We start from the raw sequence: 24,861 nt of genomic DNA, 5'->3' as shown, positions 1-24,861 counted from the left end.
CTGTTATCTGGCAAAACGGAACGCGCTGAACATATTGGCAATCAGGTATCCGGCTATGCCGCCAACAGGAATAAACAGCACCAGCCCCAGCCAGCCATAGAGCTGCGTACAGATTACCGCCGAGCACAGCAGGGAGAACGGCAGCAGCAGCAGCGGCAGCGTTTTTGAGCCAGCCACTGCCTTCTGTTCTTTGGTGAACGGTAAAATCCCGATATAGTCATCCCCGGAGAACAGCAGCCAGAAGGAGGACAGCCAGTAGGCCATCAACGCGACCAGCAGGGCGAAGATCAGCCACTTCAATAGGGAAGGAACAATAAACACCGCGATCAGCCCCACACCGGTAAACGACAGATACAGCTTCAAATGGGCCGGGTTCCGCACCAGCGCCTTGATGGCCGCCGCTGTAAACCGGCTCTCCGGCGTCTTGGACTTCAGCAGCGGCTGCGATTTACGGAAAATCCACGGTTTATAGCGTGTAGGCCGCGGTTTATCGAGCACCCCGCGCAGCAGCAGCGCAGCGATTCTCATCCGCTGCTTGTAGTCTTCGCGCACATCATTCATGAAGGTCCCGCTCAGCCGCAAGCGGTAGCGGATGGCCCAGACCGTCACCGCCGCTAACACCGCTGCTACAAGCAGCAGCAGGGATGGGCTGTCTTTCCAAAACAAGCCGGCCCGGATATAGATGCCGCAGGGTACGGTTACCGCAGGAATCAGCCACAGCCAGCGGCGGAAGCCCTGGCGCTGGACTTTTACAATATGCCCCAGCAGCTTAACGCACCAGCTGCAGGCGAGCGTCAGAACAAGCAGCGCCCAGGCCGCAGCCGGACTAACGCCGTAGCCCCGCACGATGAAGGGCAGCAGTATGGCATACACAGCCGCCATCTTAAGAGATGTAACTGCCAGACTGTAGATCGTTCCCCGCAGCACAATCGTTCTGATCCAGTTCTCCCGCTGCCTGAGGAACAGCAAATCCCCTTCCTGGAGCAGAAGAACCAGCCCTCCGTTGGCTATGAGAATAGCCAGCAGGGCGAGGATCAATGCAAACGGCAAAGCTGCGGTCCAGGCGGGTAACTCATGGTTCCAGAAGCCATAGTAAAACCGCCCGCCCAGCAGACCCCCGGGAATAATGATATACAGCAGCACCGTCCAGTCCGCAGCCGTGCGGATGATTGCCGACTGCTCGCGGAAGTGTGAGAATAGCCGCCGCTTGAACAGCTTGGGGGCAGTGGGAAAAGCAAATGCCTCTCTGCTCATGTCAATTCATCGAAGCAATCAAACAACGACGCCTCCGGCAATCCCGCCTGGGCGCGGATGTCTTCCAGTGTACCCGTAGCTGTCATTCTCCCCCCGGAGATCAGCACAAAGCTGTCGCAGATCTTCTCGGCGGTGTCCAGCACGTGCGTGGACATCAGCACTCCGGCTCCGCGCCTACGCTCCGCTTCCAGCAGCCGCAGGAAATCCTTGGTGGCACGCGGGTCCAGCCCGATGAACGGCTCGTCCACAATATAAATATCAGGCTGGACCAGGAAACCCAGCATCAGCATCATTTTTTGCTTCATACCCTTGGAGAAGCCTGCCGGAAGATCATTGCGCACTTGTTCCATGCCAAACTGCGATAAAAGCTTCTCGGCAGTAGCCCCAAAGGTCTCATAGGACAAACCATAAGCGGCAGCAGCCAGATCCAGATGCTCCCACAGTGTCAGATCCTCATAGAATACCGGCTGTTCCGGCACGTAGGCATAGGACTTGTTCGCTCCGCCGAGCTTCACCCGGGCTTTGGCATGCTTCAGCAGCCCAAGCAGCGTCTTGATGGTGGTGCTCTTCCCGGCTCCGTTCGGGCCGATTAAACCCAGCAGCTGGCCTTGCTGCACCTGGAAGGAGATATTGCTTATTCTCCTGTCGCCGGCTTCATAACCGGCCTCTTCAATATAGACATCCAGTACGGTATCCCGCTCCGCACTCTCTTGTTCACTGTCTCCGGTCGCTTCAAGCTCCGGCCCCTGCGGCGCTTCTGTTTCTTCCATACAGCTCTCCATCTCCTAAACAATAATAGCTTTGGTAGTGCCGGATCACTCCGGTAATCCGATCATATCATATCACCCTCAGCCAGCGTGTACCAGCCTAGTTCAGACGACAGCAGAGTTAAGCCGCGGACTGTTGAAGCTCTTGCGCCGCTTGGTCCCGGTTTTCGATTCCTGTCCGCAGGAAGAGGACCGCCGCTCCGAGCAGCGCAGACAGCACACCCGAGACTAAGAATGCTGTGGCCGGTCCGGAAGCTGTGACCAGCGCACCGCCGGCTACCGGACCAAGAATAACCGCCGCACTCGTCAGGCTGCCGACGATTCCGAATACCCGGCCGGTGTAGGCCTCGGGCGTCCGGCGCTGCAGCATCGAGTTGAATGGTATAATCACAAAGCCTGCACCCACCCCGGCGAGAACAAACGAGCCGAACAGCATCGTATCCATCCAGAAGCCTGCCTGCCCGGTGACCGTCACGAGGGCTGCACCCGCAAACACAGAGCCCATGAGAAGAGTTCCCGTTCCCATAAACACCAGCGGATGTTTGCCGCTTCCCAACCGTCCCACTGCCAAAGCAGAGAGCAGGGTGCCAAAACCGCTGGCGGCCACGCACCAGCCCAGCAAATCGGCGTTCACTCCCGGAATTTCCCGGAACAGAGTAACCGTCTGGGAATCGGCAATTTGAAGCACCAGCAGGGCGGCGACAATCATCACGACTCCACTGAGCACTACGGGCATGCTGCCGATCAGCCGCAATCCCGCACCAGCTTCTTTGCGGAAGGATGGGCGGGCAGTGTCTCCGTCCTCATTCGGCCGGCCGGTCTTGAACATCCCCACGCGCGGGAGTCCCAGCAGGATAACCGCTGAAGCAATGTAGCTCACCGAGTCAATGAAGTAGCAGGCCGAAATGCCGACAGCCGCAACGAGCAGCCCCCCAAGGGCAGGGCCGATAATTTTGGTGATCTGCTCGATAGAAGAGCTTAGCGCTACAGCCTGATCCATTTGTCCGGGCGGCACCAGCTCCTTGAGCTTGCCGCTTTTGGCCGGAGAGAACAGCACGTCCATAACTCCCTTCGCCAGGAGCAATACATAGACTTGCCAGAGCGAACCGGCAAATACAAGACAAGCCACAATCCCGGCACGTACCAGATCAGACCCGATCATAATCCCTTTCCGGTCCACCTTATCACTCAGATATCCCGCGAACGGACCGCCAAGCAGCATCGGCACTGCCATGCATAAGGAGACGGCTGTAATCTCCCAGGGCGAAGCCTGCCATTTCAGCCCGACCATGGTAAGCAAGGCCAGAATGTGAAGCCAATCTCCGATGTTGGATACAAGCTGCGCGGTAATCAGCAATACAAACGGTTTATTCGATGTCAGCTTCACTGCCGTTGTGACATTTTCCTGATTTTCTTTCATCCTTTGTCCACTCCCCGTACGATTGGTTATCTACTGTAACCATAATAAGGAATTGCAAAGGAGGATTCATCGAACCCCGGCTGTAATTGCCTGCTGTGCCAGAGGCTTAACCCCCTCTCCTTCCTGAGTCGGATGAAAATGCAGCCAGAATGTTCACCATTTTTATGCACAGTCAAAAAATTGTTTGATTTTTAATAATTAAAAGTGTGCTCATTGTGACAAATCACATGTTCATTATCCATTCTTTGACGTATTGTAAAGCTAGATCAACAAAGCTAGGATTCCAAACCGTACGGGCCAGCCCGCACGATTAACAATAGAGGTGGAGAAGCATGATACAATCCTATGAACGCGACACTCAACTGACACTGCATTTGTACCGGGTTTTTGCCAAGTCCTTCAAGAGCATTAATGAGCATGCCGTAACCGGCAGCAAGATTGAAGGCTTCAATCCTACAGCCTTCGCTGTCATGGAAGTCCTCTACTACAAGGGTCCGCAGCCTATTCAGCAGATCGGTGCCAAGCTGCTGCTCCAGAGCGGCAACGTTACGTACGTGATCGACAAGCTGGAAGAACGCGGCTATCTGCAGCGCAAGCCCTGCCCAAGCGACCGGCGGGTGATCTTTGCCGAGCTGACCTCAGAGGGCGAACGCCTCATGAATGAAATGTATCCGAAATATTCCGAACGGCTGCATCTGGCATTTAGCGGTCTTAGCGACGAAGAGAAGGAACAGATGATTACCCTGCTTAAGAAGATGGGCCTGCAGGCAGAGAAACTTTCGCCGCTGCCCCGCAAGTAGAATTAAGGCCACAAGGGTTGTGAATCGTTTCACGTTCACGGGCATCCCTTCTTCTACAGACAGAAACCGGCTGTGCCCTCCTGTTCAAGGGAGTACACAGCCGGTTTTGTGTGCTTCTTACAGCTTGTCCAGCGCTATAACTTAGGCTTCCTTCTGAGCAGCGGGCTCCTCCTTCAATGAAGGCAAGCCTTTACGCAGGCCCATAGTAATCAGCAGCGACAAGACAGCGAACACTGCCATCACGATGAACAGCGAATGCAGACCGCCTTCCAGCGCGCTTTTCAGGCTGCCCCAGGCTTCACTTGAAAGCGCACTCTCCCCCTGTGGATGAAGGAGCTGGTTGATATCGGTGCCAGCTTCAGCAGAGCCCGGCGCCCCATCCAGCTGCCACTTCACATTCAAATTCAGCCAGGAGCCAAAAATCGCGACTCCCACCGTCTGTCCAAGTGAACGGGTAAAGGTATTCAGCGCTGTAGAGGCCCCCCGCTGGCTATGTTCAACGGAGGATTGGGCAATAATAGTGAATACGATGGAGGCATAACCGAAACCCACTCCACAGGCCAGCATCAGGCCGAGGAGCAGCAGCTGCGGGGATTCTGCAGTCATAAATATCAGGCCGCCGGCCCCCAGCACAATTAATGAAAGACCCAGCACGCCCGTCTGCCGGGAACCGGATCGCAGAATCATTCTCCCGCCAGCGAACGAGCCAAGCACCCAGCCTACCGACATCGGAGCCAGCAGCAGACCCGATAGGGCTGCACTCCCGCCGGATACTCCCTGCACCCACAGCGGCACATAGGTGGTCAATCCGATAATCAGCGTGCTGACAAGCAGATTGGCCCCGGTAGACACAGTGATATTACGGATGGAGAACAGCCCGAGCGGCAGCATCGGCTCAGAGGCACGGCGCTCCACCCGCCAGAAAATAACCAATACCGCAACGGAAGCTGCTAACAGAAACAGCAGCAACGGAGAAGTCCACGGCAGGTTCTGGCCCCCGGTCGTCAGCCCGAAGAGAAGGGCCCCCATCCCCGCAGCGAACAGCAGCACGCCCGGCAAATCAAGTTTCGCCTTGCGCCGTACGTTTTCTTCCTTCAGAAAACGGGAGATGAAGACAATGGACAGCAGACCAAAGGGCAGGTTGAATACGAATACCCAGCGCCAGCTCAAGTAATCCACAACATAACCGCCAAGCAGCGGGCCTACCAGCGATGAAATCCCCCAGACGGAGCTCAGCAGCCCTTGGGTTTTGGCCCGTTCCTGAATGCTGTAAATATCCCCTATAATGGTAAAAGTCATCGGAATCAGTGCGCCCGCTCCGATCCCCTGCAGACCGCGAAACACGATCAGCTGCTCCATACTCTGAGCCACACCGCACAGCAGCGAGCCTAATAGAAAAACAGCAACACCGCCGATGAACACCGGCTTCCGGCCCATCAAGTCACTAAGCTTGCCGAAAATGGGCGTTGTCACTGCCATGGCCAGCAAATAGGCGGTAAAGATCCAGCTCAGCCACTGCATCCCCTGAAAATCTCCCACGATAGCCGGTCCGGCAGGCCCGGTAACCGTCCCTTCAATTGCTGCCAAAAAGGTAGCCAGCAGCACGCCGGTCAAGATAAGCTTACGTTCTTTTGTTCCTGGTGATATCAATGAATCCAAATCCTCTCTCTCTATGTATCAGAACAAAAACTTCATCATCTGGAGCCGCGCAGTAATGCATACAGGACAACATCCTGGAATCCGGCATCCGTATGCCGGTATTCACGCAGCAGCCCCTCCCGCTGAAATCCGAGCGACTGAAACAGCCGCTGTGCCCGGAGGTTGTCCGGATGGCAGAATGCTTCGATCCGGTTGAGGCCCATCACAGCGAAGCCATAGTCCAGCAGCAGTTCCAGCGCCTCCCGCATATAGCCCAATCCCCAGTAATCGGGCAGCAGCTCGCAGCCGATTTCTCCCCGGTAAGCACCCTGAAGCTGCCAGCTGTTATAGCCGCAGCTGCCGATTACGCCCCCCTCAGGCCCGATGATGCTCCAGCGCAGGCTTTCTTCCTCACGGGACATTTGCAGGAGAACGGCGATCAGCTGTTCAGCTTCCTCCGGTGAAGACAGCAGCGGCGCAGCCAGCCAGCGGTTAACCTGCGGATGGGACCAGACGGAGTACAGCGCAGCCGCATGTCCCGCTTCCAGCGGACGCAGTTTTACTTTTTTTCCCGGCAGGTCCGGAATTACTCCACCAGATACATACACAGCGATCGTCCTCCTTCAACCTTCTTAGTATACATCAAATGAAAGCCTTTCTCTGAGGTGAAGTGTGCCCACTTTCTGTCTGCATAAAAATAGCGCCTGCCAAGGGGCATGATCGCCACCTGGTACAGACGCTGTCTTATTCTGACGCAGCCCCGGCGTTATCCCGAAGCTCCCGCGGCCTTGACTGGTTTCAACACCTCGGTGCACAGCACCTTAAGCTTGTCCTGGATGGCCTTGAACTCCTCAATTCCCGTGCCGGTAAGGCTGTATGCCTCTCCATGGGCAGTCAGGAAATTCTCCTGAGAGAGCCGTTCCAGCTCCTGCTTCACTTCGCGTTCCGCCACCCGGTATCCCAGATTCTCCAGCTCCGGCAGCATCTCTGTCAGTGTCAGGTCCTTCTCATGGGCATGGTACAGCATGTGGATTCCTATGAACAAGTTTTGTACATCGGCGCGCATATTCCACTCCTTCCGGCCTGAAGCCTTAGGTATTTATAACAGCATTACCCTGTGGAGAGATTTCGGAAACATGATCCAAATCTGCCAGATAAGCGGGGTATTGCCCCCAAACTGCCGGTGTAAAATTTATACATTCTGTTAAAATCCCCGGAATGCTTGACGTATCCCGCCGGGCTGTACTATGTTGTTAGTTACAGTTATGGATTTATGCTGACTTATCGTACAGGAAGGTGATGCTTCATGTTTCAAGCCATGCCCTATGACGGCACACGCAGCGAGCGGTACGAATCCGTTCTAAGCCAGCTCGGCGCACTGATGGAAGGCGAGCCGAATGCCATTGCCAATCTGGCCAACGCCTCCGCACTCCTCAAATTTTCTCTGCCGGATACCAATTGGGCCGGCTTCTACTTATTCGACGGCAAAGAATTGGTGCTCGGCCCCTTCCAGGGCCTGCCCGCATGTATCCGGATTCCGCTGGGCAAGGGCGTCTGCGGCACAGCCGCAAGCGAGCGCCGCACACTGGTCGTCGGCGATGTGCATGCCTTCCCTGGACATATTGCCTGTGACGAGGCTTCCAATAGCGAAATCGTCGTCCCGCTGGTCCAAGGCGACCGCCTGCTGGGTGTACTTGATATCGACAGTCCGATCAAGCACCGCTTCGATGATGAAGAACGGCGTTTCCTGGAAAGGTTCGCCGGAATGGTTGCCGAAGTTATCCGCTGACTTCTTTTCCGAACAGGCAAAAGGCCTTCACCGCTCAGAATCATCTGCGCTGGTGAGAGCCTTTTTGCGTGCCGGGTGACGGGACAAGTCCTTCCCCCCGATCGATACCCGGAGGTTCTGCCTACAGCTGCACCGGATTAATGTTCCAGATCTCGGATGCATAGCGGGCAATGGTATTGTCGCTGGAGAACTTGCCGGAATGCCCGATGTTAATGATGGACTTCTTCAGCCACTCCTTCTGATTCCGGTAGGCCAGATCAATATTGACATGGGTCTCGACATAAGAAGCGAAATCCTTCAGTACGAAGAACTCGTCATTATTGTCAATCAGCGACTGGTACAGCGTATCGAATTCCTGGGTATTGCAGCAGATGGGACCCGGCGTAACCAGTTGGTCCAGCACTTCCTTCACACGGCCGTCCCCGTTGTAAATATCACGTGCATGATAGCCCCCGTACTGGTAATAATCCATAACCTGCTCGGCACGCAAGCCAAACAGGAACATGTTGTTATCCCCGACCATCTCATGCATCTCCACATTGGCTCCATCCATCGTTCCGATGGTCAGCGCACCGTTCATCATGAATTTCATGTTGCCGGTGCCGGAGGCCTCCTTGCTGGCTGTGGAGATCTGCTCGCTGACGTCGGCAGCCGGAATAATCTTCTCCGCCAGGGACACCGAATAATTTTCGAGGAAAAAGATGCGGATTTTACCCTTGATCTCCGGATCTTTGTTGACGACATCGGCGACTGTGTTGATCAGCTTGATGATCCGCTTCGCCAGGTGATAGCTTGGCGCGGCCTTGGCTCCGAAGATAAAGGTGCGCGGCACCATATCCATGGAAGGGTTATCCTTAAGCTGATTGTACAGGTGCATAATATGGAGCACATTCAGCAGCTGGCGCTTGTAGGCATGCAGACGTTTTACCTGCACATCAAAAATCGAGTCGGGATCTACCTGAATCCCGTGCTTGCTGAAGATGTACTCGCCCAGACGCTGCTTATTGCGGCGTTTAATGCCGGCCACCTGCTGCTGGAAGGATGCATCCTCGCTGTATTTGATCAGGCCGATCATCTCCTGCGGATGATGAACCCAGCGCGTGCCGATGGATTCATTGATCAGTCCGGCCAGCTCAGGGTTGGCATGAAGCAGCCACCGCCGGTGGGTGATGCCGTTCGTTTTGTTGTTGAAGCGGTGCGGATACATCTCATTGAAGAGGCGCATTTCGCGCTTCTGCAGAATTTCCGTATGCAGCGCAGCCACCCCGTTCACGCTGTGGCTGGCTACAATGGCCAGATGGGCCATGCGCACCTGGTCATCATGAATGATGGCCATTTGATTAATCCGGTTCTGATCCCCCGGATATTTGCTCATCAGCTCGCCGCAGAAGCGGGCGTTGATCTCCTCGATAATGAGGAAAATGCGCGGCAGGAGCTCCCGCACCATGCCGATCGGCCATTTCTCCAGCGCTTCGCTGAGAATGGTGTGGTTGGTGTAGGAGACCATCCGGGTGGTCATGCTCCAGGCCTGATCCCAGCCGAGTCCGTTCACATCCATCAGTATCCGCATCAGCTCCGGAATGACCAGTGTGGGATGCGTATCGTTGATATGCAGAGCCACTTTGTCCGGCAGTGATTCAATGCCCAGCCCTGTCTTGCTGAAGGTCCGCAGGATGCTCTGCACACCGGCGCTGCACAGGAAGTACTGCTGCTTCAGGCGAAGCAGCTTGCCTTCATACTGCGAATCATCCGGATAGAGGAACTCCGAGATCGATTCCACTGAGCGCTTATATTCCAGGAATTTGTGGTAGTCACTTCCGGCCAGGGAACCAAACATCCGCGAAGGCTGGGTGATGGACTCTGCGCTCCAGTTGCGCAGGGTATTCACATGTCTGCGGTCTGCCCCGATGATCGGGACATCATAAGGGACTGCGCGCACGGCTTCATAGTCTTTATGCTCGAAGACCAGCTCGCCGTTCACTTCGTCCGTCTCGACATGCCCCCAGAACCGCACCTCCACCTGTTTGTCTTCCCGTCTTACTTCCCATACGTTATCATTCTGCAGCCAGTAATCGGGCAGCTCCACCTGATACCCGTCAACGATTTTCTGCTCGAAGAGGCCGTATTTATAACGTATGCCACAGCCGTGCCCTGCATATTGCAGGGAAGCCAGTGAATCCAGGAAGCAGGCAGCCAGACGGCCCAGACCGCCGTTGCCAAGCCCCGCATCCGCTTCCTCCTCTTCCACGTCCCGGAGGGAGAATCCCAGCTCTGCCAGTCCGTCACGCACAACCTCAAGCACGCCCATATTCAGGAGGTTATTGCCGAGAAGTCTGCCGATTAGAAACTCCATGGAAAAATAGTATACCTGCTTATCCTTATCGGCCTTGAACTTCTGGTTGGTCTCCGCCCAGTTCTTCCCCACATCTTCGCGGATCATGTTGCCGAGAATATTATAGATGTCGGCGTTCGATGCTTCCTCCAGCGGCTTGCCCAGTTTTCCGATGAGTGTCTTGCGGAACACTTCTTTAAAAGTCTCTTTATCGTTGAACAACAGCGGTTTCCTCCTAACAAATGCTTTTTTAGTAGACAGGCTTGTGCTTAGATCTTACTGCTCTTGGCAATCACAAATGGACGTTTGCTGTCCCCGACAAGTATCCGTTCCCTGCTCAGATGCACATCTTTATCCATAATAACATTCTCGATCACGGCATTCTCTTCAATCACGCATTTCTGCATAATTACAGAATTGACGATGCGCGCGCCCTTACGGATCTGTACCCCCCGGAAAATCACGCTGTTCTCCACGGTTCCGGCGATGATGCAGCCATTGGCCACCAGCGAGTTGCTGACCTCGGCGCTGTCCAGATAGCGGGTAGGGGCTTCATATTTTATCTTCGTCTGGACCGGGTTCTCTTTGAAGAGTCCGAAATAATTATCCTGCTGCAGCAGGTTCAGACTGTTCTTGTAATAGCTCTCCAGCGAATTGATCACGGCGTGATAGCCTGTATATTCATAAGCGGCGATTTTGAACTTGTGGCGGTTCTTCTGGATGGCATCGCGGAAAAAGTAGCTTTCCCCATGGGCGATGCAGTATTCGACCTGCTCCAGGAACAGTTTTTTCTCCATAATAAAAATATCCAGATACACATTGGGATGGTCCTTCTCCTGATGGATCTCCGTCACATTGCTGTCTTCATCGACCTCAACCCGCAGGCACGGATCATGCTCCGGCTGAAGCTCTTCAATCTTCTTGTACACCAGCGTGACGTCAGCACCCTTCTCCAAGTGATATTGATACACTTCCTGGAGGTCTGCGGTATTGATGTGCTGGCTGCCGGAGAATACGATATATTTGGCTGAAGCCCGCTTGAAGAAATCGAGATTGTTGTGATAATGCTGCAGATCTCCCAGGGAAGTATCCGTCGGATCATTCCAGTCGGGCGGTAAAATGAACAACCCGCCATGCTTGCGGTTCATGTCCCACGACTTGCCGTCGCCGAGATGGTCCATGAGCGAGCGGTATTTGCGGCGGACAAACAGCCCTACGCTTTCCAGCTCGGCACGCATCATGTTGGAGAGAACGAAGTCAATCAGCCGGTACCGGCTGGCAAAAGGCACAGCCGCACCGCAGCGGAAATAGGTCAGCTCGTTTAATTGGTCCAGTTCATGGTCAAGATTGATGACGCCCATGAGTTCTTTCATCGGAATCCCCCTGTCTTCTGCTGGTTATATGGTTTTGGCTGCAACAGATTGGCGTTTTTTGCTTCGATTGTCGATCAGCAGAATTTCATCCTCATTCTCCCGTTCTATTCCGATCTCCATATAATCCTCGATGACCGTATTCTCGCTGATGATGGCTTTGTGAATCTTGACGTTCTTGCCGATCTTGACCTTCGGCATAATGACAGAATCCGTAATCACACTGCCTTCACCCACTTCCACACCGTAAAAGAGCACCGAATGCTTCACCTCTCCATGGACAATGCAGCCTTCATTAATAATGCAGCCCGATACCTTCGCTCCCGGAGCCACATATTGTGCCGGCTGATTCGGGTTGCGGGTGAAGATGCGCCAGTCCGGATCATTGAGATTGAGGGGCGGCGTATCGCTCAGCAGATCCATGTTCGCTTCCCACAGGCTGGCAACAGTACCTACATCCCTCCAATACCCTTCAAAAGGGTACGCATATAAGGACTGGCCGTCCGCCAGCATAAGCGGAATGATATCTTTGCCAAAATCATGGGACGAGCCGGAGTTTTCCCCATCCTCTAGCAGATGCTTGCGGAGCACCTCCCATTTGAAGATGTAGACTCCCATGGAGGCCAGCGTGCTCTTCGGTTTGGCCGGCTTCTCATCGAACTCGTAGATCTTGAGATCCTCCTCCGTATTAAGGATGCCAAAACGGCTGGCCTCCTCCAGCGGAACGTCGATGACCGATATGGTGCAGTCGGCATTTCTGGCCTTGTGGTACTGCAGCATAGCGTGATAATCCATCTTGTAGATATGGTCGCCGGACAAAATCAGCACATGCTCCGGATCAAATTGATCCACAAATTTCAGATTGCGGTAAATCGCATCCGCCGTCCCCCGGTACCAGCTGCTCCCGTTCTCCCGTTCATGCGGCGGCAATACGAATACCCCGCCATCCTTGCGGTTCAAATCCCAGTCGCTGCCTACCCCAATGTAAGAATGCAGCACAAGCGGCTCATACTGCGTCAGCACGCCCACGGTATCAATTCCCGAATTGGAGCAGTTGCTCAGAGGGAAATCAATAATCCGGTAGGTTCCCCCAAAATAGACAGCGGGCTTGGCAAGCGATTTGGTCAGCCCCTTCAATCTTTTCCCTTGGCCTCCCGCTAATAGCATGGCTACCATTTCTTTTTTCTTCATGGAAGAGCCTCCTTGACTTATGGGTATTGAAGCATGTTGATCAATTAGGTTGGATGATGAATAATGCAGCGCAGATTTAACCCAGTGCAGAAATAGAAATTCCAGAAAGAAGTGTAGCGGAAGAAGCGTGCTTGATAGGAATAGATAAGGTCAAAAACGGGGGAAACTCATAGAATGGGACTTATTTCCGGCCCTGAAGAGGACTCCTCAGACCGGATAGTATCCTTATTGTAAAGTGTTCTATAGCCGCCGTCAAAACCCTTTATTGCTTCATCCGAAAACTTTTAAATTCCAACTAAATTTCTTATTAATAGCATTAAAATCCCCGTATAAATTAGATTAACCATTATGAGTAACTGTGAAAGACTATTTCAAATCCTTTCATCAAATTAATGGTTCCATCTTCAGCAAACATTCATTCTGGTATGTCATAATGTAGCTAACTATCAGTGGTTTGGAGGAACAATGCATGAAGGCTGCCCAAGGTGTAAAACTGCTGCTCGTGGATGACGAGCCCCACATTCTCCAGTTCCTGGAGCTGGGCCTGATCAATGAGGGCTTTGAAGTAAGGACGGCGCCGGACGGGGCCAGCGCAATTGCCGTGGCTGCCGATTTCAAGCCCCATGTGGCCATTCTGGATGTGATGATGCCGGGAATGGACGGATTTGAGCTCTGCCGCTATCTCCGTTCGGAAGAATCGGAACTCGCCGTCATCATGCTTACAGCCAAGGATGAAGTGGATGACCGCGTTAAAGGTCTGTCCATCGGGGCTGACGACTATATGGTCAAGCCGTTCAGCTTCGATGAGCTGCTGGCCCGGATTCAGGCGCGTCTGCGCAACCAGTTCCCCGGACTGCTCGGCGAAGTGCGGTGCGGACCGTTCCGCATCGATGGCCGGCGCAAGGAAATCCGCCACAAGGACGAAGTGCTGGAGCTGTCCCCAACGGAATATGAGCTGCTGCAATACCTCGTCATCAATCATGGCCTGGTGCTGAGCAAGCCGATGATTCTGGACAAGGTCTGGGGCTATGACTTTGGCGGCGAGGAAAATATCGTTGAGGTCTATATCCGCTCCCTCCGCGAAAAGCTGGGCGATAAAGACCACCGGATCATACGCACGCTGCGCGGTGCCGGATACCGGGTGGATCTGGTATGATTGCCCGCATCACAGGCTTTTTCGGCAGTCTGCCTGCCCCGCATTCCCTGCGCAAGCAGCTGCTGGTCATTTCTCTGCTGATTCTCTCCGGCCTGCTGCTGTTAATTGGTGTGCTCCAGTATGTACTCATGCGCGACTTCATTTACTCCAACCGGGCGGAGTCCATGGAAACCCAGATCCGTTCCGTTCCGCGCGAGATTTTTAGCAGCCCGCCGGCTTGGGGTGCCGGCGGCATCGATGCATCCGGGATGAGCAGCGGGGAAGCCGGCAGCCCGGATACGGGAAGCCCCGGAAATCGCCCCCCCGGCAATTTGCGGAACACCGGAAGAAGGCCCCTTTTGCTGGATGCCCATACGACTATAGCTGTATACAGCGCGGACGGGGGGTTTAAGGATTTCCAGGAAGAGACGCTGTCTGATTCTCCTGCTCCAAGATTAACCGATGCCGAATACAATGATCTGCTGAAGCACACCACGGACAAGGCGAATGGCGGCTACCGGCTCATGGCGGCACCGGACGGCAGTGAGCATCTGGCCGTATTCATGAATCTCGGCAAGCCGCAGGAGGCCAGAATGCTGCTGCAGATGAGTGTAAGCACGGGACCGCTGAAGGATGTGATCATGCAGCAGCTGCTGATTTTTGCTGCGCTGTCGGTGGTGGCCTTGCTGGCCGGACTGCTGCTGTATCTGCCTGCGCTGCGCAAAACGCTGGTTCCCCTCTCCAACATGGGGGAAGCTGCGGAGATCATCGATGCAGGCAATCTCAGCGAGCGGTTCCCCGTACACCAGGGGCAGACGGAGATCGACAAGCTGTCCCGCTCCTTTAATGGGATGCTGGAGCGGCTGGAGATTTCTTTTCATAATGAACGTGAAGCCAAGGAGCAGATGCGCCGTTTTGCAGCGGATGCCTCCCATGAGCTCAGGACTCCGCTGACCTCGATTCACGGCTTCCTGGAAGTGCTGCTGCGCGGAGCTGCTGATAACAGGGAACAGCTAATGGGCGCCTTGACCAGCATGCACGGGGAATCCAAACGGATCAACAAGCTGGTAGAGGATCTGCTCCTTCTGGCACGCATGGATGGAGCGCCGCAGCTGAATATCAAAGGCATGATGCTGGGAGAGATCATCGCCGAGATGCAGCCGCAGCTTCTCATGCTTGCCGGAGACCGCAGGGTTACCTTCGATATCTCGCCCGGCATCCGGGGGATGTACGATCCCGACAAGCTAAAGCAGGTGATTCTAAATCTATTCCAGAATGCGGTACAACATACCGATGCTCACAAGGGAACTATTCATATCAGCCTGACTGCCCGGGGCACGGAAGCTGAACTGGCGGTGCAGGACAATGGCTCCGGGATCGCGGCTGAGCACATTCCCCATGTGTTTGAACGGTTCTACCGCAGCGATTCTTCGCGCACGCGCAAATACGGCGGCTCGGGGCTCGGGCTGTCCATTACCAAATCCATTGTGGATGCCCATCACGGCGGTATCCGTGTCGAGAGCCGTCCCGGCGAAGGCACCACCTTCAGGGTTACTCTTCCCCGTTCAGTTGAGTAGCTAAACAAGAATTATTAACGTTATAATAGTAAGTACAAGCGCACACAACTTATGCGTATGCATCCCGAGCGGTTTGTGTACGAAGCGGCTCGGATGTTGCTTAAGCTCACAAAACTTAAGCCTATGCTTCCGAAGCAAGTTTTGTACGTAGCGGTTCGGGTGATGCTTAAGCTCACAAAACTTTTAGGAGGTTAAATGTATGTATGAAATCGCCATCATTGGAGCCGGTCCTGCCGGTGCAAGCGCAGCCCTGTTCGCTGCCAAGGCGGGCAAAAAAACGCTGCTGATCGACAACGACAAAGGCATGACGCGCAGAGGATGGTACGAGAATTACTACGGGATTGCCGAAATCGGCGGACCGGAGCTTGTAGAGACCGGCCATAAGCAGGCTGTCAAGTTCGGAGCGGAACTAGTGGCAGACCAAGCAGTGAATCTTACTGCAAAGGGCGAAGGCTTCGTGATCGAGAGCGAAAGCGGAGCTGCCTATGAAGCTAAGCATGTGATTCTGGCAACGGGTGTGATGACCGATCTGGCCGCCAAAGCCGGAGTGGAAACAAAGGATGGCACAGAGCCAAGAATCAAGACGGTTGTAGCCGTAAATGCGGAAGGCAGAACCAACATCGCAGGCATCTGGGCAGCAGGAACGGTAGCTGGAGTAAGCGTACATGCGATTATCACTGCCGGAGACGGCGCAAAGGTTGCCATTAATATTATCAGCGAACTGAACGGTGCAAGATACGTGGATCATGACCTGTTGAAGGCTTAGGCTGCCGTATACAAAAAGATATGCCCCATTCATGCCAAGGCCAGCCGGAGGATCGATTCCGGCTGGCCTTCTTGGGCATCACTGTTCATCAGAGGATTGGACCATAAAGCTCACAGGAGACTGCAGCTATATAGAGTGAACTTGAAAAACTAACAAAAGGGAAAAGGGATGGAGGGGAAGTTTGGAACTGTAGGAGCGGTAGCGTCCGCCTTTGTCTGCGGATTTCTACCGCGAACAACGGTACAATCAAGAAATCTGCAGACAACAGCGGCCGGAAGTCCAAACATTCTCCGGAATCCCGACGAAGTCCCTAATGTTAATATCTTAAGTTCACTCTATATAAGTGGAAAAAGTAAACCTAATCAGCTGAAATTCTGGCTGCAGAAGGTTTTAGTGGGATTTTGGAGTCAATTTCATAATTCAGTTTGCTGAATAGCAAGACTCGGCCAAAATCTAAGGTCATTTTTTAAAAAATCAGGCCACTTGCTGGGAGTTGCGTAACCGCTGGTTTAACTTGTCTAGCGCAAACTTGCTGAGATTGTAAGCTAGTGTACTGAGCTGGAAATCAACTCTTGCCCGGACGCCGCGGTGACGCGTACGTTTCATGCCAAAATACTCTTTAAGATATGCAAAAACTCGCTCCACTGCCGTACGCTTCTTGTACAGCTCTGTAAAGCTCTCGCTACCTCTTGCGGGATAGGTGTGCTTGCGTAAATCCGTTTGTATGCGGATTTTAAACACCTTTTGGCAGCCGGAACCGGAAAGTGGACAGTCTTTGCACTGGCTCGGCTGGGTATACTTCAGCGTTTCGTACTTGGCATCAAAACTGTCGTAGCGGTAGGTATGCCCCTGTGAGCATACGGGATTGTAGTCCGAGTTCATTCCCTTGGGCGGCTCTTTGTGGTGAATCATTGGAATCGTAGGATAGGCGCCTAACGAATGAATCAACTGGTAGATGGCTGCGCTGTCGTACCCTTTGTCTCCCAAGACATGCTTTACGTTTAACCTAGGAAACTTCAGGAGCAGGCCTTTGAGAAGGATAACCGCCATGCGCTGGTCATTCAAATTCGCCGAACTCCATAAGCCACTAAGAATATACTGACAGTCCGCATCGACCAGCAGATTTGCCTTGAACCCGTAATAACTGGTAAGTCTACCTTTCGCATTTTTCTTGTCACAACGCGCGGCATGCCGGGGTAATGCTGCAAGCAATTCATCGTACGTGTAGGGCAGCATCTGTTCAATGGTTTTCTCAAACGGTCCTAGGCTCTCTTCATAAGCTTCCCGTTCCTTGCGCCGACGTTCCTTTTCTTCAGCAGAAGGACGTCCAGGCGGGTAGACGGGTTTTTTGGGCCGCTCGTCCACAGGCTCGGACTCGGGCTCGGTGAGTTCTAGCTGCAGCTGCTGAGCCACCGGAGCATCACTTGGCTTTTTAGCACGGCGGGCCGCGCGGCGTTTGGATGCAGCTTCGCTAAATAGGCTATCCCAAGCCTCAACGATAGAGGAATCCAAAGCGAGATGCATACCCGTAACGAACTCTTCCTCCAGGGCGGACAGCACCAGAGTATCCTGAAGGTCCTCGAGCATGCCCGTTTGCTCAAGCACATGAATCAAACGGGAGTACGAGGCTTCGCTCGGGATGCGGTTGGAACCGGTGAACCGGCACTGCACCCGAAATTCCTCGCTGAATCGAAGTCGCCGGACCAACGCGGATACAAACTCGATGCCCTCCATTTTTGCGATGAGCAGCGAGTAGATCATCGCGGGTACGTTTAGTTCTTCCGGCCGCCCACGGTTGTTCTTTTTTCCAAGCGCGTGCAAGACCGGAGCGAGATTTAAGTGTTCAAAGATCTGACTGTATTTATCTTCCGGTCGCATCAGCAACAAATCCTCAAAGGAAAACAGCTCTTCTTGCCGAATAGAATACATGGGGATTACCTCTTTTCATTCTCGGATGTTGGTTTGGTCACCTATATCTTCGAGATTTGGGGAGGTACTCCCTTTTCTATGCTCAAAAAAACCAATCCTAGCAAGGGTTTTGAATTATGAAATTGTCTCTTTTGTACACCTAATTTGCCCATATTCATCCCATCCGGCCGCTTTCGCCCGGATTAGTGGTACTTTTTCCAACATAGGATGCTCCCTGAGCCGAACGAGTTCGATTAGTGGTACTTTTTCCAACATAGGATGCTCCCTGAGCCGAACGAGTTCGATTAGTGATCCTTTTTCCATTAACGGTGACTGTTCTTTTCACTGGTTTAACAAGCTCAATCCAGATTGAGTCTGCGGTACACACAAGGATTCTGTTCCGTCTTCCAAGCTGCCAAGCAGCCCCCTCAGATATGGCACGAGCTGCGGGCGCAGCTCTTCACGCTCCAGGCCCATCTCCAGCGTAGCCTGAATATAGCCGAATTTGTCGCCGATATCATAGCGTTTGCCCTGCAGATCAAGGGCCAGCAGCCCCTCATTCCGGCATACCTCATGCAGCGCATCTGTCAGCTGATATTCGCCGCCGGCTCCGCGCTCAAGCTTACTGAGCACAGAGAAGATAGAAGGCTTCAGGATATAACGTCCCATGATGGCATTCGTCGAAGGCGCAGCCTGCGGCGAAGGCTTTTCCACCAGCCCGCTCACCACATGTACGCCCCTCACCGCGCCGCCTGAAGCAATAATTCCATACTTGCTCACCTCTGCCCTTGGCACCGGCTGCACACCAACTATCGTCTGTTCGGACTGCTCGTATAGCTTCATCATCTGCAGCAGCGCTGGCGGCTCGGAGACCATGATATCATCGCCAAGCAGGACCGCGAACGGCTCGCCGCCGATAAACTGCTCCGCGCAGGAGATTGCATGTCCCAGGCCAAGCGGCTCCTTTTGCCGGATATAATGAATACCCGCCAGTCCGCTGATGGCCTGCACTTCACGGAGCAAGTCGAGTTTCTCTTTTTCCAACAGGGTCTGCTCCAGCTCTACCGACTTGTCAAAATGATCCTCAATCGACTTCTTGTTGCGGCCGGTCACGATAATGATGCTCTCAATGCCGGAGCGCACCGCTTCCTCCACAATATATTGTATCGCCGGCTTGTCTACTATGGGCAGCATTTCCTTCGGCTGGGCTTTGGTGGCTGGCAGGAAACGCGTGCCGAGGCCTGCGGCGGGAATCACGGCTTTTCTGATTTTCACGATGGACCCACTCCTCTGCCTTATGATTTATTAAGCTGCGCTACTCTCTGCTCGGCTGCACTTTGCTGCTTCCTGCCGCTGTAAAATTCCTGGACAATGTAGAGCGGGCGCCCTTTCGTCTCATCATAGATCCGGCCGACATACTCGCCCAGGATGCCCAGGATAATCAGCACAAATCCGTTGAACGTTAGAGTAATGCCAATCATCGAGGCCCAGCCCTTAACGGCTGCGTCCGTAAACAGCGCCAGATACAGCACGTACATAAGGTACAAAAATCCGGCTCCCGAGAGGAGTCCTCCCAGATAGCCCGCCAGCTTCAGCGGCTTGTAGGAAAAGGAGGTGATTCCATCCAGCGACAGCTTGATCATGCGCTTCAAGGGATATTTCGTCTCCCCGGCGAGCCGTTCGTCACGTTCATATTCGATAGCCTTCTGGCGGAAGCCGACCCAGCTGACCAGTCCGCGCACGAAGCGGTTTTTCTCCGGGAGCCGTTTCAGTTCCTCACACACCTTGCGGTCAATGAGACGGAAATCACCGGTATCTACCGGAATCGAAATGTCCGTGGAATAACGCAGCACCCGGTAGAAGAGGCTTGCTGTCCACTTTTTGAAAAGGGATTCGCCGTTCCGCTTGATCCGTTTGGCGTACACAACCTCATAGCCGTTTTTCCACTCGCGGATCATATCCAGAATCAGTTCCGGCGGGTCCTGCAGATCGGCATCGATGATGACCACCGCATCCCCCAGCGAATAATCCATACCGGCGGTTATAGCAATCTGATGGCCGAAGTTGCGGGACAGATCAATCAGCTTCACACTCTCATCCCAGTAGGTGTACTCCTCAATCATCTGCGCACAGTTGTCCGTACTCCCGTCATTGACGAAGAGCAGCTCATAAGCCTCTCCCGTCGTCCCCATCACTTTTTTGATCCGCCGGTACGTCTCCTGAATCACAGCCTCTTCGTTATACATCGGTATAATTACGGAATAGCGCACGTGTGTACTCATGAGCAGCTCCTCCTTAGATTTAATAATGAAGCGCACCTTACACTAAAATTCTGTTAAGTGCGCTTCCTGTAACAATTGTTGATCTCCAACTTACTGAACAGTCACCTCATACAAGGTTCCTTCGTTGCCGCCTGTCACTGTGCCCTGCCATTCTTCAGCCGGAACTGCTGTCCCATTCTCGGTAATCCAGTTGGTAATTTCAGAATTGCCTCCGCGTCCGCCGCCACCGCCCATGCCGCCGGTAGTCACGAGGAAGTATTTCACTTTGCCGCTCGCCACGAGGGCCTTCAGCGTTTCAGTGGTATAGGGCACGTCCGAGTTGTTGAATCCGTTCAGAATCACGACCGGCTCATTGTTGTCAATAATATAAGGGCCTGCCGTTCCGTAATCCATGGCAGCGAACAAATATTTCTCGCCGGTATTATGCTCCTTCAGGTAGGCCAGCAGCTTCTCGTTGACACCCGTGGTGCCGTTTCTGCCGCCCCCGCCCATGCCGCCAAAGCCGCTTCTGCTGTCCGGACCTGCCGCCGGTGTCATGCTGTTCGAGCCGTAGGTAATTGGCGTAAGCGCCCAGTACAGCGGTCCGACCAGCAGCACCAATAGCCCAAGTACAGCGGAGGCATGTACGAACCGCTGCCGCTGCCCTTTGAATATCCGCAGCGCCAGCAGCAGCACAGTAACTGCAATCCCTCCAGCCAGGACACCTATGGACCAACCGCTGCCAACGGTACTGTCATACGGATGAATGATGTACCACTGGAAGACCGCTGTAGCAAGCGTGGCCACCGGAAGCAGCCAGGACAGCCAGACTGCACGTTCCTTATAATAAGTCCAGAGCCGGAGCCAGCCGGAGCCGGCCAGTGCCGCGATCGGCGGAGCCATCATAATCAGGTAGTACTGATGGAAGAACCCGGCGATGCTGAAGAATCCCATAACAGGTACCAGCCAGGCCAGCCAGAATATCGCTTCTTTATGCTCTTGGGTAAAATTCCGTCTGCGCAGGCTGGCAAAAATCCCGATGCAGCCAAACAGCAGGAAGGGCAGCAGCCAACTGGCCTGACCGGACAACGCCGATTGGAACAAGCGCAGCGGACCGGCTGTGCCTGTATTGAACATTCCGCCGCCGTTCATCCCGCCCCGGCCGCCCTGGCCGAAGTTGAATTGGCGGTCTCCGCCCTGCCCGCCTTCACCGTCCGCTCTGCCTCCCGGCATCTGCCCCTGCATCCCGCCGCCACCTGAAGCCTGGCCGCGGCCATCCGGGCCTCCGTCTGCCTGTTCGCCTCCAGCGCCTCCCGGCAGCTGCCCTTGGGCCTGACCGTCTGTTCCGTTCATTGTTCCCGTGCCGCCTCGGCCGTCTTGACCGCCTGTTCCGTTCATGGCCGGCATTTCCCCGCCATTCCAGAATGGCATTTCACCTCCGCCGATCATTCCGCCACCTCCGCCGCCAGGGAAGCCGCCTCCACCGCTGCCTCCCGTGCTGCGGTCGCCGGTCAGGCGCGCTACCCCGTTGTAGCCAAAAGCCAAATTGAGCACAGAGTTGGTGCCGCTGCTGCCCATGTAAGGCCGTTTGCTGGCCGGGATCGAATCCACGATAACCGCCCAGGACAACGAAACTACCAGCAGTACTGCGGTGCAGGCAGCAAGCACGCCGGTTTTTTTCTTCCAGTTCACTTTGGCTGCCAGTAGATAAAAGAGATAAAATGCCGGAAGTACCATATATGCCTGCAGCATCTTCTCGTTGAAGCCAACGCCGATTAGAGCAAATGCAGCTAGAAGGCTGCCCGTTGTGTTTCGCTTCGTCCCCTTGAAGAGAAACCATGCCGCCAGCAATAGCGTGAACACCAGCATGGCATCGATATTGTTCGTTCTGCTCACGGCGGCAGCCACAGGTGTGGTCGCCATTGCCAAGGCTGCGAGACGCGCTGCCGCGCGGCCAAAGGTTGGCTTCACCAGCAGGTATACGAGCAGCACCGAACCCATGCCGCCAATCACCTGGGGCAGGATCACGCTCCAGCCATGCAGTCCGAAGATCAGCGCGCTGAGCGTCTGAATCCAGAAGGTAACCGGCGGCTTATCAACCGTTACCGAACCCGCCGAGTCCAGTGAGGCGAAGAAGAAGTTATGGAAGCTCTGGAGCATACTTCCCACCGCAGTCGTATAGTAGGTATTTGCGTATTGATCATTCCAGATTCCATAGCCATACAGAAAGGCTGCAAGCAGCAGTACGCCCAGCAGTATAACATCGGAACCCAGCTTTTTTACCCATTTCATTACTCTCCACTCCCATCGATCCATCCGTGTATTGCTCCGGCGGTGCTCAATCCCCGGTGCATCTTTGCTTAGGAGTATTATGGCATCCCTACCTTAACTGATAATGAAATCAAACTGAATGTTTGCTGAATGCTGAAGCGGCAAAAAGCTCAACAGTGCAGCCTTGTTCCAGCTCTTTTCGCAAGATGCAAAACGGCTACGCCGTCCTTGACTGGATGACGTAGCCGCTTTTGGTTTCAGTTTAGCGTTGCCTGGCGTACCCTTATGAATCCTGCGGCAATTCCAAGTGGAAAAATGGACCTAAATTGGCCCGACACTACCCTGTTCTCCGCAGGTGAAGTGGAAAAAGGTTAACTAATTCTGCTCATTTCGCCATTGGATGAGGAATATAGCTCAATTAAGTTTCCTTATTCCACTTAAATTGCCTAGTTTTTGAATTTCCAGAAAAATAAGATCCCTTTTTCCACCTAGCACTTGCGAAGAAGCCGGTGGGCAAGCACTAGGTGGAATAAGGAGATCTAGACCGGCTGGTCCCTCACATTTATAGTTTCCAAGATAAGGGCGACCGGCCTTGGCTGCTCTAACAACGGCATTTCTGCCGTTGTTTCCAGGCAAACCAGCCCTCGGCTCTCTAACAACGGCATTTCTGCCGTTGTTCGTTACAAATCCGTCCAAAGGTATTTATTCCATAACTTTATGCATAATTTATCCATAGGCAGAAGTAATCATAGTTACCTATACATGAACAAAACGGCTGCACCGCCCATTACCGGGCAGCGCAGCCGTTTTCCACGTATAAATAGCCTAGAGACCCTGTAGTCTGCCCCTCCGGGTGGACTGATCCCCAGACCCTTATACGGTACGGTGAATTAGTATAAATTATGTGCACTTTTAAAAAAGCCCCACAACGTGGGGCCGTGCTTATGCCTATAAAAGACACCCGTTATCCGCTACTGTTCCCGTCCCATTGCCGCCAGCTTATTCACCGTGTTCCAATTGCGTGCGGTAATGGAGGTTCCCAGGAGCTTGTCCAGCTGTACCTTGAATAATGGAGACTGGCTTGCGCTCACTTCATACAGCGTGTACATCTCTTTACCCGCAACATGGAGCTTGTCCGCACCCTCCTCATAGGGGCGCAGCTTCTCCAGCGCCTCTTTCGATGGCGCCTCAGCGAGGAAGGAAATATACAGGCGTTTGTAACCCTCTTCCGCAGGGGGCTCAAACGGATTGCCCGCAATCGCTGCCTCGAGCTCCTCCAGCGTGCGGATCATCACGCTGACATCAAATCCGAATGTCTCCTTGATTGCCGCGCTAATCACAGCCTCAAGCTCAGCGGCCTGGGCTTCATTACTCTCAAACACCACATTTCCGGACTGGATATAGGTGCGCACCCGGCTATATCCCAGCGATTCGAACATGGCCTTCAGAGCCTGCATCTTAATGATTTTGTTGCCGCCCACGTTGATGCCGCGCAGCAGCGCAATATATGTATTCATAACGCACCTTCTTCCCTTAATGTCCAGATCAGAGAGATTTTGACCTGTCTTGGAACTTATTTGGACCTTAGACGCCTGCGGATTTCGCGGACCAGCTGTTCCTTCTCCGCAAGCGGAATCCCTTCCGTAAGCCGGGCTGAGGCTACCGGCAGCACCCAGGCATTTACTTCAGCATAAGATAGACCCGACAGCCTGAGATATTCCCGAATATACCCCTTCGTGAGCCGCTGCCTGATAAAACCCGTAACGAGCCTGGTCGATAATGAGGCTCCGGGCGGCAAAGCGCCCATGCTGAACATCATTACAGACCTTGCCGCGTCCCCGGCCGGGTTGCCGCTCATCCCGGTCATCCAGTCGATGGTCCATGCCTGCCCGTCTATCAGCACATTGTCCGGGTGGAAATCCCCATGCAGGAGCCGGTCGCCCTCCGGCAGCTGCTCCAGCTTTTCCAGAACGGGCGTTTTTTCCTCCATCGTGAGCATAGGGGCGGCAACGATGCTGCTTCTCAGGCTCTCCTTCTGCTTGCCAAAGGCTTCCGGCCCCTGGAGCTTATGCAGATCGTGATGGAGCGAAGCAAGCTGCCGGGCATATTCGCCCAGTCTCCACGGCTTCTCGCCAATCAGCCGCAGCATGGAGCTGCCGTGAATTTGCTGAAATAGAATCCCCTTGCGTTCCCCAAGCGTAACCAGTTCAATAGGCTGAGGCGTCTGAATGCCTTGCTTGTGGACATATTTACTGACCTCATATTCGTGTTCCACATACTCCGCAGGAATATCCGCGCGATAGAGCTTCAGAATCTTCCCTGTCCCATATTCCTGGACCTCCGCTGTCCTTCCTTCCCCAATCCGCTTCCCCGTCATGCCGT

20 protein-coding genes are annotated in these 24,861 nt (G+C 53.9%); 5 read left to right on the top strand and 15 right to left on the bottom strand.

The window, feature by feature from the left end:
* Window positions 1-3: 3 nt before the first annotated feature.
* The 3 genes from PRIO_RS03495 to PRIO_RS03485 form a co-directional block, all read right to left on the bottom strand.
* Window positions 4-1,254, bottom strand: a complete 1,251-nt coding sequence (locus PRIO_RS03495; RefSeq protein ID WP_020428237.1) for an ABC transporter permease — start codon at window positions 1,252-1,254, stop codon at window positions 4-6.
* On the bottom strand, window positions 1,251-2,024 hold the full coding sequence (locus tag PRIO_RS03490) for an ABC transporter ATP-binding protein (RefSeq protein WP_020428238.1): 774 nt from the start codon (window positions 2,022-2,024) through the stop codon (window positions 1,251-1,253). Before PRIO_RS03490 ends, PRIO_RS03495 begins: the two co-directional genes overlap by 4 nt.
* A gap of 118 nt (window positions 2,025-2,142) precedes the next feature.
* Window positions 2,143-3,441 carry an MFS transporter gene (locus PRIO_RS03485; protein ID WP_020428239.1) on the bottom strand — a complete coding sequence of 433 codons (1,299 nt, stop codon included), beginning with the start codon at window positions 3,439-3,441 and terminating at the stop codon, window positions 2,143-2,145.
* A 332-nt stretch (window positions 3,442-3,773) separates the two neighbouring features.
* On the opposite strand from PRIO_RS03485, the gene PRIO_RS03480 reads away from it, so the two are divergent.
* Window positions 3,774-4,241: a MarR family winged helix-turn-helix transcriptional regulator gene (locus PRIO_RS03480; protein ID WP_020428240.1), complete on the top strand. Its 468-nt coding sequence runs from the start codon at window positions 3,774-3,776 to the stop codon at window positions 4,239-4,241.
* 141 nt (window positions 4,242-4,382) lie between these two features.
* On the opposite strand, the gene PRIO_RS03475 is transcribed toward PRIO_RS03480, so the two are convergent.
* From PRIO_RS03475 to PRIO_RS03465, 3 genes are all read right to left on the bottom strand, one after another.
* Entirely contained in the window at window positions 4,383-5,891 is a 1,509-nt protein-coding gene (locus PRIO_RS03475) for an MDR family MFS transporter (protein ID WP_046501124.1), read from the bottom strand.
* Between the two features lie 44 nt (window positions 5,892-5,935).
* Window positions 5,936-6,487: a GNAT family N-acetyltransferase gene (locus tag PRIO_RS03470; protein ID WP_020428243.1), complete on the bottom strand. Its 552-nt coding sequence runs from the start codon at window positions 6,485-6,487 to the stop codon at window positions 5,936-5,938.
* 158 nt (window positions 6,488-6,645) lie between these two features.
* On the bottom strand, window positions 6,646-6,945 hold the full coding sequence (locus PRIO_RS03465) for a hypothetical protein (RefSeq protein ID WP_020428244.1): 300 nt from the start codon (window positions 6,943-6,945) through the stop codon (window positions 6,646-6,648).
* 240 nt (window positions 6,946-7,185) lie between these two features.
* Here PRIO_RS03465 and PRIO_RS03460 point away from each other — a divergent pair, with 240 nt between their 5' ends.
* Window positions 7,186-7,668, top strand: a complete 483-nt coding sequence (locus tag PRIO_RS03460; RefSeq protein WP_020428245.1) for a GAF domain-containing protein — start codon at window positions 7,186-7,188, stop codon at window positions 7,666-7,668.
* Between the two features lie 121 nt (window positions 7,669-7,789).
* On the opposite strand, the gene PRIO_RS03455 is transcribed toward PRIO_RS03460, so the two are convergent.
* From PRIO_RS03455 to PRIO_RS03445, 3 genes are read right to left on the bottom strand one after another with little or no spacing between them, the layout of a single operon-like run.
* Window positions 7,790-10,222, bottom strand: coding sequence for a glycogen/starch/alpha-glucan phosphorylase (locus PRIO_RS03455; protein ID WP_020428246.1), 2,433 nt, complete (start codon window positions 10,220-10,222; stop codon window positions 7,790-7,792).
* 47 nt (window positions 10,223-10,269) lie between these two features.
* Entirely contained in the window at window positions 10,270-11,373 is a 1,104-nt protein-coding gene (gene glgD / locus PRIO_RS03450) for a glucose-1-phosphate adenylyltransferase subunit GlgD (RefSeq protein WP_020428247.1), read from the bottom strand.
* Between the two features lie 24 nt (window positions 11,374-11,397).
* Window positions 11,398-12,561 (bottom strand): glucose-1-phosphate adenylyltransferase, encoded by a 1,164-nt coding sequence (locus tag PRIO_RS03445; protein WP_020428248.1) that lies wholly within the window; start codon window positions 12,559-12,561, stop codon window positions 11,398-11,400.
* A 469-nt stretch (window positions 12,562-13,030) separates the two neighbouring features.
* On the opposite strand from PRIO_RS03445, the gene PRIO_RS03440 reads away from it, so the two are divergent.
* The 3 genes from PRIO_RS03440 (at window position 13,031) to PRIO_RS03430 (ending at window position 16,039) form a co-directional block, all read left to right on the top strand.
* Window positions 13,031-13,717 carry a response regulator transcription factor gene (locus PRIO_RS03440; RefSeq protein WP_020428249.1) on the top strand — a complete coding sequence of 229 codons (687 nt, stop codon included), beginning with the start codon at window positions 13,031-13,033 and terminating at the stop codon, window positions 13,715-13,717.
* Window positions 13,714-15,273 (top strand): sensor histidine kinase, encoded by a 1,560-nt coding sequence (locus PRIO_RS03435; protein WP_020428250.1) that lies wholly within the window; start codon window positions 13,714-13,716, stop codon window positions 15,271-15,273. Before PRIO_RS03440 ends, PRIO_RS03435 begins: the two co-directional genes overlap by 4 nt.
* A 199-nt stretch (window positions 15,274-15,472) precedes the next feature.
* Window positions 15,473-16,039, top strand: coding sequence for an FAD-dependent oxidoreductase (locus tag PRIO_RS03430; RefSeq protein ID WP_020428251.1), 567 nt, complete (start codon window positions 15,473-15,475; stop codon window positions 16,037-16,039).
* 474 nt (window positions 16,040-16,513) lie between these two features.
* On the opposite strand, the gene PRIO_RS03425 is transcribed toward PRIO_RS03430, so the two are convergent.
* The 6 genes from PRIO_RS03425 to PRIO_RS03400 all read right to left on the bottom strand — a co-directional run bounded on the left by PRIO_RS03425 (window position 16,514) and on the right by PRIO_RS03400 (window position 24,856).
* Entirely contained in the window at window positions 16,514-17,968 is a 1,455-nt protein-coding gene (locus PRIO_RS03425; protein ID WP_046501121.1) for a transposase, read from the bottom strand.
* 321 nt (window positions 17,969-18,289) lie between these two features.
* Window positions 18,290-19,222: a UTP--glucose-1-phosphate uridylyltransferase GalU gene (galU, locus tag PRIO_RS03420; RefSeq protein WP_046501117.1), complete on the bottom strand. Its 933-nt coding sequence runs from the start codon at window positions 19,220-19,222 to the stop codon at window positions 18,290-18,292.
* 20 nt (window positions 19,223-19,242) lie between these two features.
* The gene (locus PRIO_RS03415; RefSeq protein ID WP_020427463.1) at window positions 19,243-20,229 is read right to left on the bottom strand and encodes a glycosyltransferase family 2 protein; all 987 of its coding nucleotides are present in this window, start codon (window positions 20,227-20,229) and stop codon (window positions 19,243-19,245) included.
* A 90-nt stretch (window positions 20,230-20,319) separates the two neighbouring features.
* A complete protein-coding gene (locus tag PRIO_RS03410; RefSeq protein ID WP_046501115.1) occupies window positions 20,320-22,500 on the bottom strand; it encodes a glycosyltransferase family 39 protein in 2,181 nt (726 codons plus the stop codon).
* Between the two features lie 950 nt (window positions 22,501-23,450).
* On the bottom strand, window positions 23,451-23,996 hold the full coding sequence (locus tag PRIO_RS03405) for a DUF1697 domain-containing protein (protein ID WP_020427461.1): 546 nt from the start codon (window positions 23,994-23,996) through the stop codon (window positions 23,451-23,453).
* A 56-nt stretch (window positions 23,997-24,052) separates the two neighbouring features.
* The gene (locus PRIO_RS03400) at window positions 24,053-24,856 is read right to left on the bottom strand and encodes an aminoglycoside phosphotransferase family protein (RefSeq protein WP_020427460.1); all 804 of its coding nucleotides are present in this window, start codon (window positions 24,854-24,856) and stop codon (window positions 24,053-24,055) included.
* Window positions 24,857-24,861 lie beyond the last annotated feature (5 nt).

Source organism: Paenibacillus riograndensis SBR5 (assembly GCF_000981585.1).
Lineage (GTDB): Bacteria > Bacillota > Bacilli > Paenibacillales > Paenibacillaceae > Paenibacillus_AQ > Paenibacillus_AQ riograndensis.
The sequence above is the reverse complement of the archived record's forward strand: the minus strand, read 5'-3'. Positions and strand labels throughout refer to the sequence as shown.